19 protein-coding genes are annotated in these 19,671 nt (G+C 68.9%); 11 read left to right on the top strand and 8 right to left on the bottom strand.

Features of this window, described 5'->3' with window-relative positions:
- Positions 1-25: 25 nt before the first annotated feature.
- On the bottom strand, positions 26-568 hold the full coding sequence (locus tag G328_RS0104915) for a hypothetical protein (RefSeq protein WP_019618234.1): 543 nt from the start codon (positions 566-568) through the stop codon (positions 26-28).
- Positions 569-689: 121 nt separating this feature from the next.
- Here G328_RS0104915 and G328_RS0104920 point away from each other — a divergent pair, with 121 nt between their 5' ends.
- The 5 genes from G328_RS0104920 (at position 690) to G328_RS0104940 (ending at position 8,823) form a co-directional block, all read left to right on the top strand.
- Positions 690-1,886, top strand: a complete 1,197-nt coding sequence (locus G328_RS0104920; RefSeq protein WP_019618235.1) for a multidrug effflux MFS transporter — start codon at positions 690-692, stop codon at positions 1,884-1,886.
- A gap of 84 nt (positions 1,887-1,970) precedes the next feature.
- On the top strand, positions 1,971-3,803 hold the full coding sequence (locus G328_RS0104925) for a beta-N-acetylhexosaminidase (protein ID WP_019618236.1): 1,833 nt from the start codon (positions 1,971-1,973) through the stop codon (positions 3,801-3,803).
- 93 nt (positions 3,804-3,896) lie between these two features.
- Positions 3,897-4,661 carry an HAD-IA family hydrolase gene (locus G328_RS0104930; protein ID WP_019618237.1) on the top strand — a complete coding sequence of 255 codons (765 nt, stop codon included), beginning with the start codon at positions 3,897-3,899 and terminating at the stop codon, positions 4,659-4,661.
- Positions 4,658-7,201, top strand: coding sequence for a glycoside hydrolase family 65 protein (locus G328_RS0104935; protein WP_019618238.1), 2,544 nt, complete (start codon positions 4,658-4,660; stop codon positions 7,199-7,201). Before G328_RS0104930 ends, G328_RS0104935 begins: the two co-directional genes overlap by 4 nt.
- A 125-nt stretch (positions 7,202-7,326) precedes the next feature.
- Positions 7,327-8,823 carry a protein adenylyltransferase SelO gene (locus tag G328_RS0104940; protein WP_019618239.1) on the top strand — a complete coding sequence of 499 codons (1,497 nt, stop codon included), beginning with the start codon at positions 7,327-7,329 and terminating at the stop codon, positions 8,821-8,823.
- 2 nt (positions 8,824-8,825) lie between these two features.
- On the opposite strand, the gene G328_RS16145 is transcribed toward G328_RS0104940, so the two are convergent.
- Positions 8,826-9,410, bottom strand: a complete 585-nt coding sequence (locus G328_RS16145; RefSeq protein WP_235619849.1) for an N-acyl homoserine lactonase family protein — start codon at positions 9,408-9,410, stop codon at positions 8,826-8,828.
- On the opposite strand from G328_RS16145, the gene G328_RS16610 reads away from it, so the two are divergent.
- The gene (locus tag G328_RS16610; RefSeq protein ID WP_338063015.1) at positions 9,345-9,881 is read left to right on the top strand and encodes a bile acid:sodium symporter family protein; all 537 of its coding nucleotides are present in this window, start codon (positions 9,345-9,347) and stop codon (positions 9,879-9,881) included. The genes G328_RS16145 and G328_RS16610 overlap by 66 nt on opposite strands.
- Before the next feature lie 60 nt (positions 9,882-9,941).
- Here the strand turns inward: G328_RS16610 and G328_RS0104955 are convergent, their stop codons facing one another.
- Both G328_RS0104955 and G328_RS0104960 read right to left on the bottom strand, forming a co-directional pair.
- The gene (locus tag G328_RS0104955; protein WP_019618242.1) at positions 9,942-11,291 is read right to left on the bottom strand and encodes an MFS transporter; all 1,350 of its coding nucleotides are present in this window, start codon (positions 11,289-11,291) and stop codon (positions 9,942-9,944) included.
- Between the two features lie 41 nt (positions 11,292-11,332).
- Entirely contained in the window at positions 11,333-12,130 is a 798-nt protein-coding gene (locus tag G328_RS0104960; RefSeq protein ID WP_019618243.1) for an SDR family oxidoreductase, read from the bottom strand.
- A gap of 185 nt (positions 12,131-12,315) precedes the next feature.
- On the opposite strand from G328_RS0104960, the gene G328_RS0104965 reads away from it, so the two are divergent.
- Complete coding sequence (locus tag G328_RS0104965) at positions 12,316-13,452, top strand: mandelate racemase/muconate lactonizing enzyme family protein (protein WP_019618244.1); 1,137 nt, start codon at positions 12,316-12,318, stop codon at positions 13,450-13,452.
- The gene (locus G328_RS0104970; RefSeq protein ID WP_026339660.1) at positions 13,449-13,805 is read left to right on the top strand and encodes a putative quinol monooxygenase; all 357 of its coding nucleotides are present in this window, start codon (positions 13,449-13,451) and stop codon (positions 13,803-13,805) included. The genes G328_RS0104965 and G328_RS0104970 overlap by 4 nt, the downstream gene beginning before the upstream one ends.
- On the opposite strand, the gene G328_RS0104975 is transcribed toward G328_RS0104970, so the two are convergent.
- Positions 13,741-14,508 carry an SDR family NAD(P)-dependent oxidoreductase gene (locus G328_RS0104975; protein WP_040904877.1) on the bottom strand — a complete coding sequence of 256 codons (768 nt, stop codon included), beginning with the start codon at positions 14,506-14,508 and terminating at the stop codon, positions 13,741-13,743. The two genes, G328_RS0104970 and G328_RS0104975, sit on opposite strands and share 65 nt — an antisense overlap.
- Positions 14,509-14,604: 96 nt before the next feature.
- Between G328_RS0104975 and G328_RS0104980 the strand changes: the two genes are divergently transcribed.
- On the top strand, positions 14,605-15,360 hold the full coding sequence (locus G328_RS0104980; RefSeq protein WP_019618246.1) for an IclR family transcriptional regulator: 756 nt from the start codon (positions 14,605-14,607) through the stop codon (positions 15,358-15,360).
- The gene (locus G328_RS0104985) at positions 15,353-16,090 is read left to right on the top strand and encodes an IclR family transcriptional regulator (protein WP_019618247.1); all 738 of its coding nucleotides are present in this window, start codon (positions 15,353-15,355) and stop codon (positions 16,088-16,090) included. Before G328_RS0104980 ends, G328_RS0104985 begins: the two co-directional genes overlap by 8 nt.
- Here the strand turns inward: G328_RS0104985 and G328_RS0104990 are convergent.
- From G328_RS0104990 to G328_RS0105000, 3 genes are all read right to left on the bottom strand, one after another.
- On the bottom strand, positions 16,087-17,127 hold the full coding sequence (locus G328_RS0104990) for an L-idonate 5-dehydrogenase (protein WP_019618248.1): 1,041 nt from the start codon (positions 17,125-17,127) through the stop codon (positions 16,087-16,089). The genes G328_RS0104985 and G328_RS0104990 overlap by 4 nt on opposite strands.
- A 127-nt stretch (positions 17,128-17,254) precedes the next feature.
- Positions 17,255-17,731 (bottom strand): FBP domain-containing protein, encoded by a 477-nt coding sequence (locus G328_RS0104995; protein ID WP_019618249.1) that lies wholly within the window; start codon positions 17,729-17,731, stop codon positions 17,255-17,257.
- Positions 17,732-17,991: 260 nt separating this feature from the next.
- Positions 17,992-18,297, bottom strand: a complete 306-nt coding sequence (locus G328_RS0105000) for a hypothetical protein (protein WP_019618250.1) — start codon at positions 18,295-18,297, stop codon at positions 17,992-17,994.
- A 178-nt stretch (positions 18,298-18,475) separates the two neighbouring features.
- Between G328_RS0105000 and G328_RS0105005 the strand changes: the two genes are divergently transcribed.
- Positions 18,476-19,666, top strand: a complete 1,191-nt coding sequence (locus G328_RS0105005; RefSeq protein WP_019618251.1) for a Gfo/Idh/MocA family protein — start codon at positions 18,476-18,478, stop codon at positions 19,664-19,666.
- Positions 19,667-19,671: the final 5 nt, after the last annotated feature.

Genomic DNA, 19,671 nt, shown 5'->3' on the forward strand with positions numbered 1-19,671 from the left:
ACAGCGCGGGCTAGAACAACGCGGGCTAGAACAGTGCGGGAAAGGGGATGCGGTGGTCGAAGCACAGCCGCGAGTAGCGCGCAGCCGAGTACGCCGCGGAGTACCCCGACGCGACCATGCCCGCCGTGCCGAAGAACGCCATCGCCTGCTGCCCGTTCGCCTCGCCGAACACCCAAAGGCCAAGGCCGACGACGATGAGCAGCCCGCCCATCCACCACGACAACTCCACGCGCGGCGCCCGACGCCACCACCAGACGGTGCCGCGCGGCCGCAGCCCGTCGGCGCCCGCCTCGCCACTCGCGAGGCCGGGCGCCGTCGGCGTTTCCGCGTCGCGCCCGAAGCGGTGGGCGTGCACCATCTGTCGAATGCCGCGCCCGCACAGCCCGAGGCCGACGAGCGTGAACATCACGAGCATCGTGGTGACGCGAATCGAGTGTCCCCAGAACGGCAGCCAGCCCATCGTTGACACGATGAACACGACGCCGAGCAGCAGCGGCCACGGGGCGAGCGAGATTGCCCGCGAGCGCCAGTCGTCGCTCGCGGGCAGTCCATTCGCCGGTGAAGTCACGCGGTCACCCTACCGAGACGACCTCCCGCCGCGGTGGATGCGTCTGCTAGGAATTGCGGGTGGTGCCTCGAGCGATCGAGGCGCCACCCGCTGTCAGTTCGTTCACGCCAAGGAGCCGCCCGTGCCGCACGAGAGACGCCTCACGCCGCTGCTCCTCACGGTGCTCGGGTTCATCGCCGCGGTCGGCCCGTTCGCGACCGACATGTACCTCGCGTCGTTCACCGAGATCGCGACCGCCCTCGGCACTGGCCCCGCTCCCGTGCAGCTCACGCTCACGGCGTTCCTCTTCGGCATGTCGGCCGGCCAACTCGTCAATGGCCCGCTCTCTGACCGGCTCGGGCGACGGCCCGTGCTGCTCGTTGGCCTCGCGGTGTTCGCCGCGTCGTCGGTCGCGATGGTGTTCACGCCGAACATCGAGCTGTTCATCGCGCTGCGCGTCGTGCAGGGCTTCGCCGGCTCGGCGAGCGTCGTCATCGCCCGGGCGATTGCGACCGACCTCTCTCTCGGCAACACCGCGGTACGCGCGCTCAGCATGATCGCGATGGTGACCGCTCTCGGCCCGCTCATCGCTCCCCCGATCGGCGGCGCGCTCGCAACCTGGTTCGGCTGGCGCGGCGTGCTCGCGGCGCTCGCCGTGATCTCGGTCACGATGCTCGCCCTCGCCCTCACGTTCGTGGCCGAGTCGCATCCGCCCACCGCCAGGCCGACGGGGCACCTGCTCGCGCCGTTCCGCAGCTTCGCGACCCTGCTGCGCGATCCCGTCTTCGGCGGATTTGCGCTCGCGTTCGGCTTCGGGTTCGCCGGCATGATGGCGTACATCTCGGCGTCGCCGTTTGTCGGCCAGCACCTGCTCGGCATGTCGCAGCTCGAGTACTCGCTCTCGTTCGCGGCCGGCGCCTCGGCGCTCATTCTCGCGAACCTCGCGAACGCGCGAATCGCGCCGCGGGTCGGGGCGGGCCGGATGCTCGTGGTCGGCCTCGCGCTGCTCGTCGCGGGCGGCGTCGGGTTCGCGGTGCTCGCGGCGACCGGCGCGCTGAGCATCCCCACGTTCATCCTGTGCGCGTTCGCGACGACGGCCGGCACGGGTTTCACGAGCGCGAACTCGAGCGCGCTCGCCTTCACGCGCACGGGCCCGGCGGCGCGCGGCGCGGGCTCGGCACTGCTCGGCACCGGGCAGTTTGCCCTCGGCGCGGTCGCCTCGCCCCTCGTCGGACTCTGGGGCGAGGGCACCGCGCTGCCGATGGCGCTCTGCGTGCTCGTCGCAGCGCTCGTCGCCGCGACCTGCGGGCTCGCGGCGCTGCGGCGCAGCCGACGCTAGCCTCGGCGCGCCGCGCGTTGCCTCAGCTCCAGCGGCGTTCGGGACGGTCGGATACGGTCGAATCGTCTCGGGGAGGTGGCCGGTATGCGCAGGTTCGTCAGCGCGCGCCGTACGGGGAATCGGCGGCGTCGATCGCGCCTCGGCATCGTGCTCGCGGTCGTCGCGGGCCTCGTGGCAGCGGGACCGCTCGCGGCGGCCGCCTCCCCCACGCCATCATCGCCGGGTTCATCGGCCGCACCCGCGCAGGCCGACGCGGCCCTCACGATGCTCCCGCCGCCGACGTCGCACTCGCCCGGCGACGGGCCGGCCTGGGCGCCCAGCCCGGCCACGCGCATCCTGTTCACCGACCCCTCGCTCGACCGCGAGGCCGCGCGCCTCGCCGAGGAGCTCGCGGCCCTCGGCCTCACGAGTGAGCCGCCGGCGCTCCTCGGCGTCGATAACCTCGTGGATTCCAACCTCGCGGTCGAGGAGGCCGGCCCCGACGACATCGTGCTGACGCTCGGCGACGCGGCGGTGCTCGAGACCACGCCCGACGGCGTCATCGTGTCTGGCACCGACGCGGCCGGGGTGTTCCGCGCCACCCGACCGCTGCTGCAGCAGCTCGTGGGCGGGGGTTCGCTGCCAAACGGGGCCTACGCGTTCGGCGTGGGGTCCAGCAGTTCGGATGCGCCCGAGGTCTTCGCGGTGCACCTCGACATCGCCCGTAAGCATTACCCGATCGAGACGCTCGAGGCGCTGCTCACGCAGCTGAGCTGGGTCGGCGTCACCGAGTTCGAGCTGCACTTCTCTGAGAACGAGGGCTTCGCGATCGAGTCGACGACGCATCCCGACATCGCCTCGCCCGACGCGCACACCCAGGCCGAGATCCGCGAGTTCATCGCGTTCGCGAACGACCTCCATATTCGGGTCGTGCCGTCGCTCGACATGCCCGGCCACCTCGATCACGCGCTCGAGTCGTATCCCGACCTGCGGCTGCGCGACGCCGCGGGTGGCGAGGTGTTCGGCGCCCTCGACGTAACGACCGAGGCGGGCGTCGACTTCGCGCACGACCTCATCGGCGAGTACGCCGAGCTCTTCGCGCAGCCCGACATGCCGGGGCCCGTGCCGTGGAACCTCGGCGCCGACGAGTTTGTCGCATTCGACAACGCGTCGGAGGTCGCGACGCTCACCGCCGCGGCCCAGGCCGAGCACGGCCCCGAGGCGACGGCGTACGACGCGCTCACCGACTTCGTGAACGACACGGCCGCGCTGCTCGCCGACGCGGGCTACCAGCCCCGGGTGTGGAGCGACGGGATGCTGCGCGGCTCGGTGGTCGAGCTCGACGAGTCGGTCGAGGTCGCGTATTGGACGCAGCGCCCGCCCGGCGCCGTGCCCGCGAGCGAGTTCGCGGCGCAGGGGTACCGCCTTATTAACGTCAACGACGAGTACCTCTATTTCGTGCTCGGCGAGCGGGTCGGCTATGCCTACCCCACCGGCGAGGCGATTCTCGGCTCGTGGAATGCGACCGTGTATCCGTCGGTCGGCGGGCAGCCCGACCTCATCGACGAGTCAAGCGGGGCGATGTTTGCGATCTGGAGCGACATTCCCGACGCGTTCGAGGCCAGCGAACTCGTCGACCGCGTGCGCGCCCCTGTCGCGGCGATGGCGGTGAAGCTCGCCGACCCGTCGACCGGCCTCACCTTCGCCGAGTTCGAGACGCAGCTCGCCGCCATCGGCGAGGCACCCGCCGTGCGACCGCCGCAGGAGCCCGACTTCGAGACGCTCGAGCCGCAGCCGTCGCCCGTCGCGACGCCGGCGCAACCTGCCCCTGCCGACGCCGAGAGCCCACCCGCCTGGCTGTTCATCGGGGCGGGGATACTCGCGGCGGCAGCGTTCGTCATCGCGCTCATCGCGGTGGGTCGCGCCCGGCGGCGCTGAGCCCGCAAATGTGCCGCGGCATGGGGTGAAGAAATCGCCACCCACCGGGCGGTGCAGCCGACGCCAAGCCGAAGGTGGCGCACAATTGGCCACATGACTGCTGCAGCGAGCACCCAGCGACTCGACGGCATCCGCGCCTTTTTGCTCGACCTCGACGGGGTGATCACCCCGACGGCCGAGATTCACCGCCGCGCGTGGTCGTCGCTGTTCACCGCCGAGTTCGCGAAGCACGGCGTCGCCCCGTACACGGAGCGCGACTACTTCGAGCACCTCGACGGCAAGCCCCGCTTCGACGGCGTTCGCGACACCCTCGCGTCGCGCGGCATCGAGCTGCCCGAGGGCTCGCCCGACGACACCCCCGACGCCGAGACCGTCGGCGGGCTCGGCAACCGCAAGAACGCCGAGTTCGCGCGCCTGCTCGCGGCCGACGGCATCGCCGCCTACCCCGGCTCGCTCGAGTTCCTGCGCGCGATCGCCGCGACGAGCATCCGCACCGCCGTCGTCACGAGCTCGCGCAACGGCCGCACCGTGCTCGAGGCGGCGGGCCTCGGGCGCCGGTTCACGACCATCATCGACGGCGTGCACGCGGCCGAGCTCGGCCTGCCCGGCAAACCCGCGCCCGACACGTACCTGCAGGCCGCCCGCGAACTCGACGTACCGGCCGCCGAGTGCGCCGTCGTCGAAGACGCCGAATCGGGCGTCGCCTCGGGCGCGGCCGGCGGCTTCGGCGCCGTCATCGGCGTCGACCGGGGCGCCGGGCACGACGCGCTCCGGGCGAACGGCGCAACCCTCGTGGTCGACGACCTCGCCGACCTGATTCCGCTGCTCACGCCAACCGGGAAGGGCACTGGCGCATGACGAACCTCGCCGACGCCGAACCGCAGCCGGCCCGCGGCGTGCTCGACCGCACCTGCTACCCCGTCGACCCATGGGCGCTCGTCGAGACCCGCTTCAACGCCGCAACGCTCGGCCACACCGAGACCCTCTTCGCGGTCGGCAACGGGTACCTCGGCATGCGCGGCAACATCGAAGAGGGCCGCGAGGCCGGCGAGCACGGCACGTACATCAACGGGTTTCACGAGACGTGGCCGATTCACCACGCCGAAGAGGCGTTCGGCTTCGCGAAGGTTGGGCAGACGATCCTCAACGCGCCCGACGCGAAGGTGATTCGCCTCTACGTCGACGACGAGCCGCTCATTCTCTCGACGGCCGAGCTGCTCGCGTACGAGCGGCGCCTCGACTTTCGCGAGGGCGTGCTCACCCGCGACCTCATCTGGCGCACGCCGGGCGGCAAGCGGGTGCGCATCCGTTCGAGCCGCATGGTGTCGTTCAGCGAGCGCCACCTCTCGGTGATCGATTACGAGGTCGAGCTGCTCGACGCCGACGCCTCGATCGTCATCTCGAGCCAGCTGCTCAACCGGCAGGACGGCGTCGACGAGTACCGCGACAAGGCCCCCGCCGACACGACCCCCGAGGCCTTCGACCCGCGCAACGCCGAAGAGCTGCGCGGCCGCGTACTCGAGCCGATGCTGCAGCGCGAGTCTGGCGAGCGGCTCTCGCTCGGCTACCGCACGGCCCGCTCGAAGATGTCGCTCGCGTGCGCGATCGACCACCGCATCGACATCAACGGCGACGCCGACGGCGAGTACCGCGCCTCGACCGAACTGCAGCCTGACCTCGCGAAGCGCGTCTTCCGCATCAACGGCAAGCACGGCGACCGCATTCGGCTCACGAAGTACGTGGCGTATCACACGGCCGGGGTCGCGCCCGCCCGCGAGCTCGCCGACCGCTGCGAGCGCACGCTCACGCGCGCCCTTGAGTTCGGGGTGGATGCGCTTCGCGAGCAGCAGCGCGAGTGGCTCGCCGAGTACTGGAACAAGTCCGACGTCACGCTCCACGGGCATCCCGACCTGCAGCAGGCGATGCGGTGGGACCTCTTTCAGGTCGCGCAGGCGGCCGCCCGCGCCGACGGGCTCGGCGTCGCGGCGAAGGGCGTCTCGGGCTCGGGCTACGGCGGCCACTACTTCTGGGACACCGAGATCTTCGTGCTCCCCTTCTTGACCTACACCCAGCCGACGATGGCGCGAAACGCGCTGCGGTATCGGGTGCGGATGCTCGACCACGCCCGCGACCGCGCGGTCGAACTCAACGAGCGCGGTGCCCTCTTCCCGTGGCGCACGATCAACGGCCAGGAGTCGAGCGCGTACTACGCGGCGGGCACGGCGCAGTATCACATCGATGCCGACATCGCCCACGCGCTGTCGCAGTACCTCGCCGCGACGGGCGACGTCGAGTTCCTGCTCGGCGGCGCGGTCGACGTCTTCGTCGAGACCGCGCGTATGTGGTACGACCTGGGATTTTGGCGCAGCAACGCGACCGAGACGTTCCACATTCACGGCGTCACGGGGCCCGACGAGTACACGACCGTCGTGAACGACAACCTCTTCACGAACGTCATGGCGCAAGAGAACCTGCGGGTCGCCGCCGAGACGATCGAGCTGCTGCGCGACTCGCATCCCCGCGACTATGCCCGCACGATCGACCGGCTCGGCGTCACCCTCGACGAGGTCGATAACTGGCGGCGCGCGGCACGACGCATGTATATCCCCCACGACGAGCAGGTCGGCGTGCATCCGCAGGACGCGTCGTTCCTCGACAAGGAGATGTGGGATCTCGAGAACACTCCGAAGTCGCAGCGGCCGCTGCTGCTGCACTTTCACCCGCTCGTCATCTACCGGTTCCAGGTGATTAAGCAGGCCGACGTCGTGCTTGCGCTGTTCCTGCGCGGCGACCGGTTCACCGCCGAAGAGAAGCTCAACGACTTCGAGTACTACGACGTGCTCACGACCGCCGACTCGAGCCTGTCGGCCGCCGTGCAGTCGATCATCGCGGCCGAGGTCGGGCACCTCGAGCTCGCGAAGAAGTACTTTCGCGACACCGCGTTCGTCGATCTCGCGAACCTGCACGACAACACCGACGTCGGCGTGCACGTCGCGGCATCGGGCGGGCTCTGGCTCGGCGCCGTGTGCGGCTTTGCCGGGATGCGCGACCACGGCGGCGACGTCAATTTCGACCCGCGCCTGCCCGACGACTGGGAGGGCATCGACTTCAAGCTGCGGCTGCACGGCGCGCTCGTGCGCGTCGAGCTGCGCCCCGAGTCGATTCGCTTCGAGATTGAGGAGGGTACCGAGGCGCGGCTCAGCGTGCGGCACGAAGAGCTGATCGTGCTCGCGGGCGACCCGGTCACGGTGCCGCTGCAGGGGCAGGGCCCGCGGGTCGATCGCGAGCTCGGGATGCACACGATCGCGGGCTGGCACCGCTCGGATGGCACGCTGCTCACGGCGTCGGTACCGGCGCCGTCGGGCAAGTACCTGCCGTCGCCGACCGAAGCGGGCTAACAGCGGCGTCGGGGCAAGGCCCCAAGTAACGCCGCGTCGAATAGCGTCACGTTCGCGACTTCGCTCGCCGGACGCTCACGTCGGGCGCGTAGCCTGGCGGGCATTCCCGACGTGAGGACGATTCGATGCGCAATGACCGCTCCCCGGTAGCCGAGCCGACCGACAAGGCCGGTGTCGCCGGCATCGCGCTGCGGTCGCGGTTCGCCGACGCCCTCCCGGCGCTCGCGACGCCGTGGCAGGCCGAGGAGTCGCCGCGCGCCGAGCTCCTGCTGCTCAACGAGACGCTCGCGGGCGAGCTCGGGCTCGACGCCGAATGGCTGCGCAGTGACGACGGCGTGCGCTTCCTCACGGGCGCCCTGCTTCCCGAGGGCGCGACGCCGGTCGCGCAGATCTATTCGGGTCACCAGTTCGGCTGGTACTCGCCCCGCCTCGGCGACGGTCGCGCGCTCCTGCTCGGCGAGCTCGAGTCCCCCTCGGGTGAGCTGCGCGACCTGCACCTCAAGGGCTCGGGCCGCACGCCGTACGCGCGCGCTGGCGATGGTCAGGCGGTGCTCGGGCCGATGCTGCGCGAGTTCATCGTGAGCGAGGCGATGGCGGCGCTCGGCGTACCGACGACTCGTGGGCTCGCGGTCGTGAAGACGGGCCGCATCGTGCAGCGCGACTTCCCCGAGCAGGGTGCGATTCACGTGCGCGTCGCGAGCAGCCACCTGCGCGTCGGCAGTTTCCAGTACGCCCGCTCGCTTGACGACCCGGGCGTGCTGCGCGCGCTCGCCGACCACGCGATCGACCGGCACGTGCCCGAGGCTCGCGAGTCGGCGCATCCGGTGCTCGAGCTCTACCGCTCGGTGATCGCGGCCCAGGCCCGGCTCGTCGCGCGGTGGATGCTGCTCGGCTTCATTCACGGCGTCATGAACACCGACAACATGACGATCTCGGGCGAGACCATCGACTACGGGCCGTGCGCGTTCCTCGACGCCTACGACCCCGCGACGTGGTTCAGTTCGATCGATCAGGACGGCCGCTACTCGTACGAGAACCAGCCGGCGATCGCCGAGTGGAACCTCGCGCGGCTCGGCGAGGCACTGCTCCCGCTGTTAGCCGACGACCAGGCCGAGGGCATCGCCACGGCCGAGGCGGCGCTGCGCGAGTTCGCCCCGCAGTACCGTGCGGCCTGGACAGCGGGGATGCGCGACAAGCTCGGCCTGCCGGCGACGGTCGGCGACGCGCAGGTCGACGCGCTAGGGAACGCGGCGCTCGCGCTGCTGCGGGATGCGCACGGCGACTTCACGCGCTTCTTCCGCGGCCTCGCGGGCGCGGCCGACGGTGACGACGCCGCGGTGTCGGGCCTCGGGCTCGACGCGAGCGACCTCGCGGGCTGGCTCGACCGGTGGCGCGCGTACGAGCCCGACGCCGCAACGATTCGTCGCACGAATCCCGTCGTGGTGCCGCGCAATCACCTCGTCGAAGAGGCGCTCGAGGCAGCGAACGGCGGCGACCTCGCCCCCGTCGGTGCCCTGCTCGAGGCCGTGACCGATCCGTTCGCCCAGGTGGCCGGCCGCGAGCGCTACGCGACCGGCGCACCCGAGTCGTTCGGCCCCTACGTCACCTACTGCGGCACGTAGGGCTATGCGATCACCGGTTGCGTCGCGAGCAGAATGAGGTTTTCGTCGCCGTTGACCCGGCCAGTGAATCGCTCACGAACCAAAGGATCATGCCCGGGCACGAAGACTCCCTCTTCCGCCACGAGCTCGCGGATTCGGTCGAACGCGCTCAGCACCGACGGTACGTGATCGACGATGGCGTACGGCTCGTCCTCTTCATAGTTCGCGAAGTAGTGGCTCGCGTCGGAGGCCAACACCACAGCACGGTCGCCGAGGCTGCATTCCAGGATTTGCAGCCCAGGGGTATGCCCGCCGAGCAAGCGTGTCGTCACCCCCGGTGCGATTTCGACGTCACCGTCAATGAGCTGCACGTCGCCACCCTCGAGTCGCTCGTCAAGGTAGGCGATGTCCTTCGGCTCAATAATGTGGGAGTACATCTTGCGCCGCGCCATGGGACCGTGCCAGAAGTCCCATTCTTTCTGCTGAACCCAGATTCGGCTATTTGGGAAATCGCGCAGTTGCCCAGTGTGGTCGTAGTGCAGGTGCGAAAGCACAACGTCGGTTACTGCTTCCGGTGCTCGTCCGAGCGCACGGATGCTGTCGGCAATTGTGCCGAGAAACTCTCGTTTTCCCCGATCGTCGCCGGCCTCGTGATTCGCTGGCTGCTGCGCAAGTGGATCGACGCGATCCTCCCCGTGCTGCCCTGGGTGAGCGTGCTCGGCATCGCGTACGTCGTCGTCGCCGTCGTGTCGGGCTCGGCGTCGAAGATCGTCGAGGCGGGCCTGCTCGTGCTCCTCGTCGTAATCCTCCACAACGGCCTCGGCTACCTGCTCGGCTACTTCGCGTCGCGCGCGTTCAAGTACCCCGAGCGCGTCGCCCGCACGACCGCCGTCGAGGTCGGCATGCAGAACTCGGGCCTCGCGGCAACGCTCGCGACGCAGTACTTCAGCCCCGTCGCGGCGCTGCCCGCGGCCGTGTTCAGCGTGTGGCACAACATCTCGGGCGGTCTGCTCGCGCTGTTCTTCCGCTGGCGCTCGGCGCGGCAGGATGCGCGGGTGACGGTCGACGAAGAGGCGTAAGCGAACCAAAACACGTGTGGGCGGGCCCGAATTCGAGCCCGCCCACACGTGTTTGTTGGATCAGCCCTTGCGCGGGCCCATCGCATCCTCGTCGAGCGTCAGGTCTCGGCCAGCAACCTCGGGCGAGACGAGCGCACCGATAAAGCCGATGAGCGCGAGCAGCGCGACGTAGGCGGCGATGACCCACCAGTGCCCGGTCGCGGCAGCGAGCGCGGCCACGATGAGCGGCCCGAACCCGGCACCCACGAGCCCGCCGAGCTCCTTCGAAGCCGTGACGCCGGTGAGGCGGTGGCGAAGCCCGAACATCTCGACCATGTAGGCGGATTCGGTGGCGTACATGCCCTGCACGCAAATGCCCGATGCGAGCACGAAGGCCGCGAAGATCGCCCAGGTCTCCCCCGTCGAGATGAGCATGAGGCCGGGGAACGCGAAGAGCACCTGCACGCCCGCAAGAATCAGGAACACTCGCCGGCGCCCGAACCGGTCGGTGAGCGTGCCGATGATCGGAATCGAGACGACGCCGACGAGCGAGGCGATCAACAGTGCGGTCGCACCGGTGGTCTGGCCCTGCCCCGGGAGTGAGGCGACATATCCGACCAGGAACACCTGGTAAATCGCGCTCGTGCCGCCCTCGCCGATGCGGAGGCTGAAGCAGACGAGGAACGATCGCCACCCGCTCTTGAAGAAGTTCTTGTAGACCTCCCCCATCGAGCGGCTGCGCTGCCGTTCTGCGACCGACTCAAAGACGTGGCTCTCCTTGACGCCCTTGCGAATCCACAGCCCGATCAGCGTCACGAAGATCGAACCGAGGAACGGCAGGCGCCAACCCCACGACATGAGCTGCTCTTCGGGCATCAGGTTGATGAGCAGCCACACCACGGTCGCGAGCAGCGAGCCGCCGTTGGTGCCGAACGACACGAACGATCCCACGAATCCGCGGTGCTTCTGTGGCGCCGACTCGACCATGAGCGACGACGCGCTCGCGAGCTCCGCGCCGGTGGCGAAGCCCTGAATCATTCGGCAGAGGACGAGCAGCAGTGGCGCGGCGACACCGATCTGTTCGTAGGTCGGCAGCAGGCCGATCGCGAACGTCGCGAAGCCCATCAGCACGATCGTGAGCACCATGATGATCTTGCGGCCGATGCGGTCGCCGATCGCGCCGAGCAGGAGTCCGCCAATCGGGCGCACGACGAAGCCGACCGCGTAGGTCGCAAAGCCGGCGATAAACCCGACTTCAGGTGGCAGATCTGAGTAGAACAGCTGGTTGAAGATCAGGGCCGTTGCGAGGCCGTAGATGACGTAGTCGTAGTACTCGAGCGTCGTGCCGAGCGTGCCCGCCAGGGTCGCGCGCATAATCGAGGCGCGACTCTGCGGGGCAACGCCCTCGCTCGTGGTGATGGTGTTGGCCATGAACCTCTCCTTTGAGGTCGACAATCAGGGTGGAGGTGGGGTTAGTCGAGGCCCTCGGGCAGGGTCGGCGTCGCCTGTTGGGTGTTACCGATGGACTGCAGTCGGGTGGCGGCGAGGGTGATCTCGGAGACCGTGGTGCGGCCCGGAATCGTGATGGCGGCGAGCGTCGCCTGCGCGACGTCGTCGGGCTGAATGAACCAGCGACGCAGTTCCTGCGGCGGCGGGCTCGGGCGGCGGTCGAGGATGGGAGTGTTCACGACGCCGGGGAGGATGGTCGTGATGCGCACGCCGTTCGCGTGCTCGTCGCGGGCGGCGCCGCGGGCGAGGCCGATCATGCCGGCCTTCGACGCCTGGTAGGCGGCGCCGGAGTGATCGGGCCACAGGGCCGCGACGCTCGAGATGAGCACCACATCGCCCGCCGACTCGCGCAGTTGGGGCAGCGCGCCGCGCAGGAAGTAGAACGCGCCATTGAGGTTGACGTCGATGAGGTCGTCCCACGCGTCGAACTCGACGTCACCGAACGTGCGCGGGTTGATGTTGCGGCCGGCCGCCACCACGAGCGTGTCGATGGGGTCGTGCTGCTCGAGGTCGTCGAGGAGCGCCTGAACGGCGTCGCGATCGGCAACGTCGAGCACGTGCGGCACGAACTGGCCCTGCTCGAGGTAGTCTCCGCCGACCTCCGCGAGTTCGGCCTCGCGGCGAGCGACGGCGTGCACCTTCGCGCCGCCCTTGAGCAGCGTCGTCGCAATCGCGGCGCCGATCCCGCTCGATGCTCCGGTAATGAGTGCCGTGCGGCCTGCAACGTTTCCAAGTTCACGCTGATGCGAATCGAGCTTCATGCGATGCCTCCTTTGGCGAGTCGTCGGGGAGCCGTGCGTCTCCCTCGTCCGGATGCATAGTTGCACACAATGGACACTTGCCGCAATAGGTGATAATTTTCACGAAGTCCGGGCGGGCGAGTCGCCCGCCGACGACACCCGCCCCATGACGGCACAAACCCCATGACGACACAAAGGAGTGGATCATGACCAAGGCCATTAACGTCACCGCCTGGCGAAGCCGCGTACCGCTCGAAAACCCGATCAAGTTCAAGTGGAATACGATCACCCACCGCGATTGCACGGTCGTGCAGATCACCACCGAATCCGGGCTCACGGGCGCCGCAGTCGGCCTCAACCGCGGCGCTCCGCTCGACGTGATCGTGCACGACATGCTCGCCGACTCGGTGCTGGGCTTTGACGCGCTCGACGTCGACGCCCTCCACACGCGCTCGCGGGGCATGCACTCGTTCCTCGACCAGACGGGGCTCCTCGCGCAGGCGCGTTCGCTCGTCGATCTCGCGATGTGGGATATCCGCGGCAAGCACCTCGGCGCCCCGCTCTGGCGCCTCCTCGGCGGCGGCCCCTCGAGCGCACCGGTGCTGCTCGTCGAGGGGTACGAGCTCCCGAACGAGACCGACCGCGCATTCGCCGACCGCCTGCTCGCCCGGGCCGACGAGGGCTACCGGGCGATCAAACTCGAGGCGGCCGGCTATCGCGACCCGCGGCAGCTCCTCACGCGCCTCGACCTCATCCGCGAGCGCCGCGACGCGTCAGAGCTTGCGCTCGTCGTCGACGTGAACGGCTCCTGGCACTCGCTCCGCGACGCGCAGCGCATGGTGCGGGCCCTCGAGGAGTTCGACATCGCCTGGCTCGAAGACCCCTTCCCCCACCACCGCTTCGACCTTCTGCGACCGCTCACCGAGTCGTCGAACGTCCCGATCGGCTCTGGCGACGACGCAACCGACCCCGAGGCGCTCCTCCAGCTCGTCACCGAGCGCGCGGTCGACGTGCTCCGGGTCGACGCGACGACCCTTGGCGGAATCCAGCCGACCCTCGACGTTATCGGCGCCGCGCGACAGGCCGGCATCCCAACGTCGGGCCACGCACACCCCTACGTGCACCAGCACTTCAGCTTTGCGAGCGACGCGATGCCCTACGTCGAGGCGTTCGCCGATGACCGCCCCTTTGAGCCCTCGTACCGACTCACGACCGGATCGGTGTACCCGCACATCCGCGACGGCGAGCTCGCGCGCCCGACGGAGCCTGGCCTCGCGTTCGAGCTCGACCTCGAGCGCGTCAACGACTGGGCCGTGCGCAAGCTCGAGCGGAGCGCGGAATGACGATCACCACGTTCGCGACATACGACTGCGCGCCGGGCGATCGCGAAGACGTGCTTCGCCTGCTTGAACCCGCGCGAATCGCCACCGAGGCAGAGGACGGGTGCGAGTACTTCCACGTCCTGCTGCCACACGACGAACCCGACCGCATTCTGCTCATCGAGGGCTGGCGCTCCGAGGCCGATCTCGCCACCCACCGAACCACCTCACACTTCGTCGACATCGTGCTCGGCACGATCGCCCCGCGCGTCGCGCAGCGGAGCGTCGTGCCGTGCACGGCCGTCGCGAGCCCTACTGCTTCGGGTGCGGGAAGTGCACCGTCATTCCCCCGTCAACCGCAATCGACTGCCCCGTGATGTAGGAGGCGGCGGGCGACAGCAAGAACGCGATCACCTCGGCGATTTCTTCGGGGTCACCGAACCGCCCGAGAGGCGTGCGGTTCTCGACCGGCGTCGGGTCGAGGTAGCCCGAGGCAATGAGCCCCGCGATCGCCGGCGTCTTGATCCAGCCGGGCGCGACCGCGTTCGTGCGAATTCCTTCGGGCACCCACTCGACCGCGAGCGTGCGCACGACTCCTTCAATGCCTGCCTTCGCCGCGTTGTAGCCGAGCCGCTCGGCCACGCCGAGCCGTGCGCCCATTGAGGACATGAGCACGATAGCGCCGTGGTCAGACTCCGTAAGGAGCGGATACGCGGCCCGGCACATCCGGATGCTGCCGAGCAGGTGAATCTCAATCAGCCGACTCAGGCTCTCGTCTGACGCGGTGGCCGAGGGGGCCGGGTCGACGATGCCCGCGGCGGCGAGCACCCCGTCCAATCGCCCGTACCTGCTCGCGATCTCCCCAAAGGCCACGTCGACCGAGTCGGCCGACGTGACGTCGGCGACGAGCGCGAGGTGGCCGTCACCCTCGAGCGTCTCGATCGCGGCCTCCGACCGCTCCAGGTCGAGGTCGAGCACCGCGATACGGGCCCCCTGGCTCGCAAGCAGCTGCGCGGTGGCCAGCCCGATCCCGCTCGCTCCGCCGGAGATTGCCACTACCGATTCCGATTGCTGACGCATACATCACCCTTGATTCTTATTTGCGCTTACTAGACAGAGTGTCCGACTAGCGCAAACAATGCTACGTCGCCCCGTATGGCCGTGCAATGATTTGGTATGGCCGTCGAACCCGCACCGCAGCATCTCGAGATCCTCGACAAAGCGAACGCGGTATTGGTTGCCCTCGAATCGGGCGAACGGGCCGCGAGCGAGATCTCAGCCGAGATCGGCGAGACCATCAGCACGACGTATCGGCTCCTGCGCAGCATGCTCCAGCTCGATTGGGTCATGCACGGGAGTTCACGGGGCCTCTACCGGCTCGGCCTCCGCGCGCTCGCCGCCGGCTCGGCGTTCATCGACTCGCTCGACATTCGCGCGCTCATTTCACCGCTGCTCGTGGAAATCCGCGACCGCACGATGCTCACCTCGCACCTGTGTCTCCCGTCCGGCACGACCGCCGTCTGCATCGAGCGCCATGCCGGCCACGGCGTGCGACTGCTCGACCTTGTCGTGGGAGGCTCGCTCCCCCTCTCGGTGGGGGCCGCGCCGACGGCGATCCTCGCGGGCATGCCTCAAAAAGACGCCGACGCGATGATCGCGCGCCTCGGCCTGAACGCCTCGGCTCGGAGCACGCTGAAACAACGCCTCGCCCACTACGCGTCGGAGGGATACGTGCTGTCAGACGGCGACGTCACGCGCGGCGTAGCATCCGTGGGGGCACCCGTGTTTGATCACCTCGGCCGCGTCGCCGCCGCGATCAGCTGTGGCGGACTGCGCGATCAGGTAATAGAGAACGATGAGCTCGTGGAGCTCGTGACCTCACGCGCCCACGAGGCAAGTACGCTCCTCGGCTGGGAGGCACACCGTGGCTAGCACGATCAAACTGCTCGACAACGCGAATCAGATCATCACCCTGCTGTCGGAGATCGAGTCGGCGAGCCACTCGGTGATCACCGCCGAGATCGGCCTCCCCCGCTCGAGCGTGTACCGCCTCGTCGACGGCCTCGCCGCAATCGGCCTCGTTCGCGTCGATGACGCCGGCATCGTGCGCCTTTCGGCGAGATGGCTCCACCTCGCGGATGCAGCGCACCGGTCGTTCCCCGAGTGGCAACACGTCATCGACCGCCTCGAAACGGTTTCGACCCGCACGGGCCAGACGAGCTTCCTCTCGCTGCCGACCGCGAAGGGCGCCGCCTGCATCGCGTGGTCGCCGGTGAAGAGTCTCGTGCTGCTCTCGCTTCGACCGGGGCGCCTGTTCTCCTTCAATATCGGCGCCGCGGGGCGGCTGTTGTTCGCCTACGCGAGCGACGACGAGCGCGCGGGGTATCTGGAGTCCTGCGACTTCGCGACCTCGACCGATCGGTCGATCACGACGCCAGCCGATCTCCTCGCCGACGCTGAGGAAATTCGCGAGCTCGGCTGGGTGCTCTCGAACGAAGACGTGAATCTCGGCCAGGCGGCCGTCGGCGTGCCGGCCTTCTCCCGGAGCGACCGGACGCTCGGCTGCGTCTCAATCTCCGGGCTCACCGACGACATCGTTGGCCACGAGCACGAGCTCGCCGCGATTCTGCAGGCCGAGGTCGCCGCGAGCGACGCCGACTAAACGCGCGCATCCGCAAGGCGAAGAATCACCTTGCTGCTCCGCGAAGAATCGGCCGCCTCGGCGAACGCCTCGAGCGCATCGGCGATTGGATACTCAGCGGTCACGACCGCGTCGAGTTCAGGCCGGCGCGCGAGCACGTCGAGCGCCTCGCCCAGCTCGTTGTCGAATCGCTGCGACCCGAACAGCGCGATCTCGCGGCTCTGCAGCTTCCACACCGCCGTCGGCACATCGCGCGCCGGCAGGATTCCCACCTGCACGATCGCGCCGCCTGGCCTCACCGAGTCGAGCGCGGCGGCGAACGACGGTGCCACGCCGGAGCACTCGAAGACGAGGTCGAACTCGCCGTCACCAACACGCGAATGCGAAAGGTTCACCGTGGCGTCGGCGCCGACCTTGGCCGCGACCCCGAGTGGGAACTCCTGGATGTCGGCCGCGGTGATGTGGGTCGCCCCGCGCTCGCGGAGCGAAGCAATCACGAGCGCGCCGATCGGGCCAGCGCCGGAGACGAGCACGCGAGCCCCGGCGATCCGGTCGCGCACGCGGTCGACGCCGTGCAGAGCGATCGCGAGCGGCTCGGCGAGCACGGCCCGCCGCAGCGGCAACCCTTCGGGGATCACTCGCAGTTGATCTGGGCGCACGACGAGCGAACCCTGGAATCCGCCCTGCGTGTGCGGCACCGTGGCGGCGCTGCCGAGGTACGCGCCGCCCGGGGTGAGGTGCAGCCCGGTGACCCGAGCCGCGTCGGGGCCCGGCGAGGGGGTCGCCGGATGCACCGCGACCGGCGACCCCACCGACACCTCGGGACCAACAGCCTCGCCGACCGCGCCGACGTAGCCAACGATTTCATGGCCGAGCACGAGCGGCTCCTGAATTCGGTAGTCGCCGTTCGCGCCGTGATTCGCGTAGTGGAGGTCGGAGCCGCAGATGCCGCCGTAGACGACGTCAACGCGAACCGCGTCTGGCGCGAGCTCCCGAGTCTCGTGGCTCTCGACCCGAAGGTCGCCCGCTCCGTACGCGATTACCGCTTGGTTCACCATCACTGCCCCGTCGCATTCTTCTCACCTAGCAAACATTGTGCCCACTCTACGACAATAGACCGATGGTGCCACCCTGGTCGGCTCCCCGCCAGCCACCCCCAGCCAGCTACCCCCGGCGCGGTGGCCCTTACAACCCGCGCACGAACTGCGCCGCACGCTCGCGCAGACCCTCGATGCGAGCCGTACGCGCCGCATCCGCGTCGAACCCGTCGTACGGCAGGGGCGGATCGTTGCGCACGTTGAACGAGCACTCGAAGTTCTTGCACACATACACGGCGACGGTGTTCCCGTTGCGGCCCGACGACCCCGAGCGTTTCGCGTTCGAGAACACGACGTCGTTCGGCATCCGCACGTCGTGGCACCAGCCACACAGCTGCGGCTTCGGCAGCGGGGGCTGCTGCTGGAACAGCACGCCGACGATCTCGCCGTCGACGGGCACGAATGCGTAGGCGCGGCGGGCGATGCGGGGGTCGCGCCAGCCGAGAATGTCGAGCGCCTCCCAGTCGAGGTCATCGAAGTTCTCGGGCAGCGTGAGCTCGGTGCGCTCCTTCTTCGACGCGTTGAGGAAGTGGGTGCGAATATGCTTTTCCGAAATCGGAAGCATGATGAAGTCCTTACGTTCGGGCGATCGAAACGCCCTGATCTGATGTCGTGGTGATTCTGCGCCCGACTTCGCGGGCGCACAGCAGCGCACGGCCCGCACGCGTGGATACGCGGGGCCGCGAGAGCGGGGCTACCTACGGTCGGCGACTCGGTCGCCGGAACCTCCACCCGCACGCACGTGCTGCGACATCGAAAACTTCACCCGAGCATCCTACACCCGGGGCCCGATGTGCCACGGGCATGCCACTCGTCGCGAGGCCTCTAGCCGCTAACCCCTTCGACGTGCGCGCGCACCGCATCCGCCTGTTCGTCGTACCAGCCACGCTCCTTCGCGAAGCTCACGAGGTGGTCGATCTTCTCGTTGCGCTCGGCGCTCGCCTCGTCGCCGCGCAGGAACGCGACCGACACCCAGAGGTATTCGGCGTCGACGACGGGAATCACTGAGACGTGGTCGGTCGCGAGGTCGGTGAGCTGCGCGAGCGTGCGGCCGCCAGCGTCGATGTGAAAGCGGGAAAAGTCGTCGGGCTCGTGAAGGGTGAATCCGGAATCAGCTGCGTTGATGATCATGCGACCAGCCAATACCCGCGGCCTCAGTGCCTTCACAGATTCACTCGCCAAATCGAGCACGAAACCGTTTGACATGACATATGCACAATGACAGCATTGTCGAGGGATTTCGCCTTGGAGTCTCACCACCGCACCGGCGCAGTGAAGAGCCGGGCCGTCAATGTCCGGGAGGACTCACATGACCAAGAGCATCGGCGTCGCCGTCATCGGCGCAGGTATGGCGGGCAAGTCGCACGCCGCGGCCTACCGCAGCGCCTCGGCGGTCTACGACAGCACGCTCCCCGAGATTCGTCTCGTGTCGATCGCCGACGTAAACGCGCAGCTCGCCGAGGCGACCGCGAAGCGGTTCGGCTACGAACGATTCGACACCTCGTGGCAGGCGATCGTCGAGGCCGACGACATCGACGTGGTGAGCGTCGTCGTCGCGAACTTCCTGCACCGCGAGATTGTCGAGGCACTCCTCGCCGCGGGCAAGCACGTGCTCTGCGAAAAGCCCCTCAGTGACTCGATCGACGACGCCCGCGCGATGATCGCGGCCGCCGACAACGCGAAGACCATCGCCCGCATCGGCTTCACGAACCACCGCAGCCCCGGCTTCGCGTTCCTCAACAAGCTCGTCGCTGACGGCACGCTCGGCAACGTGCTCAACGTGAGCGGCTACTACTGGACGGACTACGCCTGCGACCCGAAGGCGCCCATGAGCTGGCGCTACAAGGGCCCTGCGGGCTCGGGCGCGCTCGCCGACGTCGGCAGCCACCTCGCCTACCTCGCCGAGTTCGCCGCGAACAGCGAGTTCGTCGACGTGCGCGGCGGCATCCTCAGCACCACGATCGCCGAGCGTCCGCTCCCCCTCGGCGCGGTTGTCGGGCACGAGCACGTCGAGGTGAGCGACGAGTACGAGCCCGTCGAGAACGACGACGTCGCCGCCTTTTCGGGCACCTTCGCGAACGGCGCCACCGCGACGCTGCAGGTGTCGCGCGTCGCCGCGGGTCACCCGAACACGCTCGTCGTCGAGGTATTCGGCGACAAGGGCGCCGCAACCTTCGACTTCCGCCGCACCGGCGAGGTGCAGGTCTACCTGCACGGCGACGACCCAGCCACCGCAGGCTACCGCACCGTGTTCATCGGCCCCGAGCACCCCTACTACCGCGGCGGCGTAGCGATGGATGCGCCCGGCAACGGTATCGGCCACAACGAGTCGTTCGTGTTCCAGGCACGCGCGTTCCTCGAAGAGGTCGCGGGCATCCCCGAGTCGGAGTCGCTGCCCCGCAACGCCGACTTCCACGACGCCCTGCACAACATGCTGCTGCTCGACGCGGCGGCCCGCTCGGCGAAGGCCGGCGGCGCGACCGTCGAGATCGGAGAGTAACGACG

The organism is [Zimmermannella] faecalis ATCC 13722, assembly GCF_000381765.1.
Classification (GTDB): domain Bacteria; phylum Actinomycetota; class Actinomycetes; order Actinomycetales; family Microbacteriaceae; genus Gulosibacter; species Gulosibacter faecalis.

What these genes read in the sequence shown, in the direction of transcription:
- G328_RS0104925 (WP_019618236.1), top strand. Translation starts at nt 1,971, where the DNA reads ATGCGCAGGTTCGTCAGCGCGCGCCGTACGGGGAATCGGCGGCGTCGA.
- G328_RS0104930 (WP_019618237.1), top strand. Translation starts at nt 3,897, where the DNA reads ATGACTGCTGCAGCGAGCACCCAGCGACTCGACGGCATCCGCGCCTTT.
- G328_RS0104935 (WP_019618238.1), top strand. Translation starts at nt 4,658, where the DNA reads ATGACGAACCTCGCCGACGCCGAACCGCAGCCGGCCCGCGGCGTGCTC.
- G328_RS0104940 (WP_019618239.1), top strand. Translation starts at nt 7,327, where the DNA reads ATGCGCAATGACCGCTCCCCGGTAGCCGAGCCGACCGACAAGGCCGGT.
- G328_RS0104955 (WP_019618242.1), bottom strand. Translation starts at nt 11,291, where the DNA reads ATGGCCAACACCATCACCACGAGCGAGGGCGTTGCCCCGCAGAGTCGC.
- G328_RS0104960 (WP_019618243.1), bottom strand. Translation starts at nt 12,130, where the DNA reads ATGAAGCTCGATTCGCATCAGCGTGAACTTGGAAACGTTGCAGGCCGC.
- G328_RS0104965 (WP_019618244.1), top strand. Translation starts at nt 12,316, where the DNA reads ATGACCAAGGCCATTAACGTCACCGCCTGGCGAAGCCGCGTACCGCTC.
- G328_RS0104970 (WP_026339660.1), top strand. Translation starts at nt 13,449, where the DNA reads ATGACGATCACCACGTTCGCGACATACGACTGCGCGCCGGGCGATCGC.
- G328_RS0104975 (WP_040904877.1), bottom strand. Translation starts at nt 14,508, where the DNA reads ATGCGTCAGCAATCGGAATCGGTAGTGGCAATCTCCGGCGGAGCGAGC.
- G328_RS0104980 (WP_019618246.1), top strand. Translation starts at nt 14,605, where the DNA reads ATGGCCGTCGAACCCGCACCGCAGCATCTCGAGATCCTCGACAAAGCG.
- G328_RS0104990 (WP_019618248.1), bottom strand. Translation starts at nt 17,127, where the DNA reads ATGGTGAACCAAGCGGTAATCGCGTACGGAGCGGGCGACCTTCGGGTC.
- G328_RS0104995 (WP_019618249.1), bottom strand. Translation starts at nt 17,731, where the DNA reads ATGCTTCCGATTTCGGAAAAGCATATTCGCACCCACTTCCTCAACGCG.
- G328_RS0105000 (WP_019618250.1), bottom strand. Translation starts at nt 18,297, where the DNA reads ATGATCATCAACGCAGCTGATTCCGGATTCACCCTTCACGAGCCCGAC.
- G328_RS0105005 (WP_019618251.1), top strand. Translation starts at nt 18,476, where the DNA reads ATGACCAAGAGCATCGGCGTCGCCGTCATCGGCGCAGGTATGGCGGGC.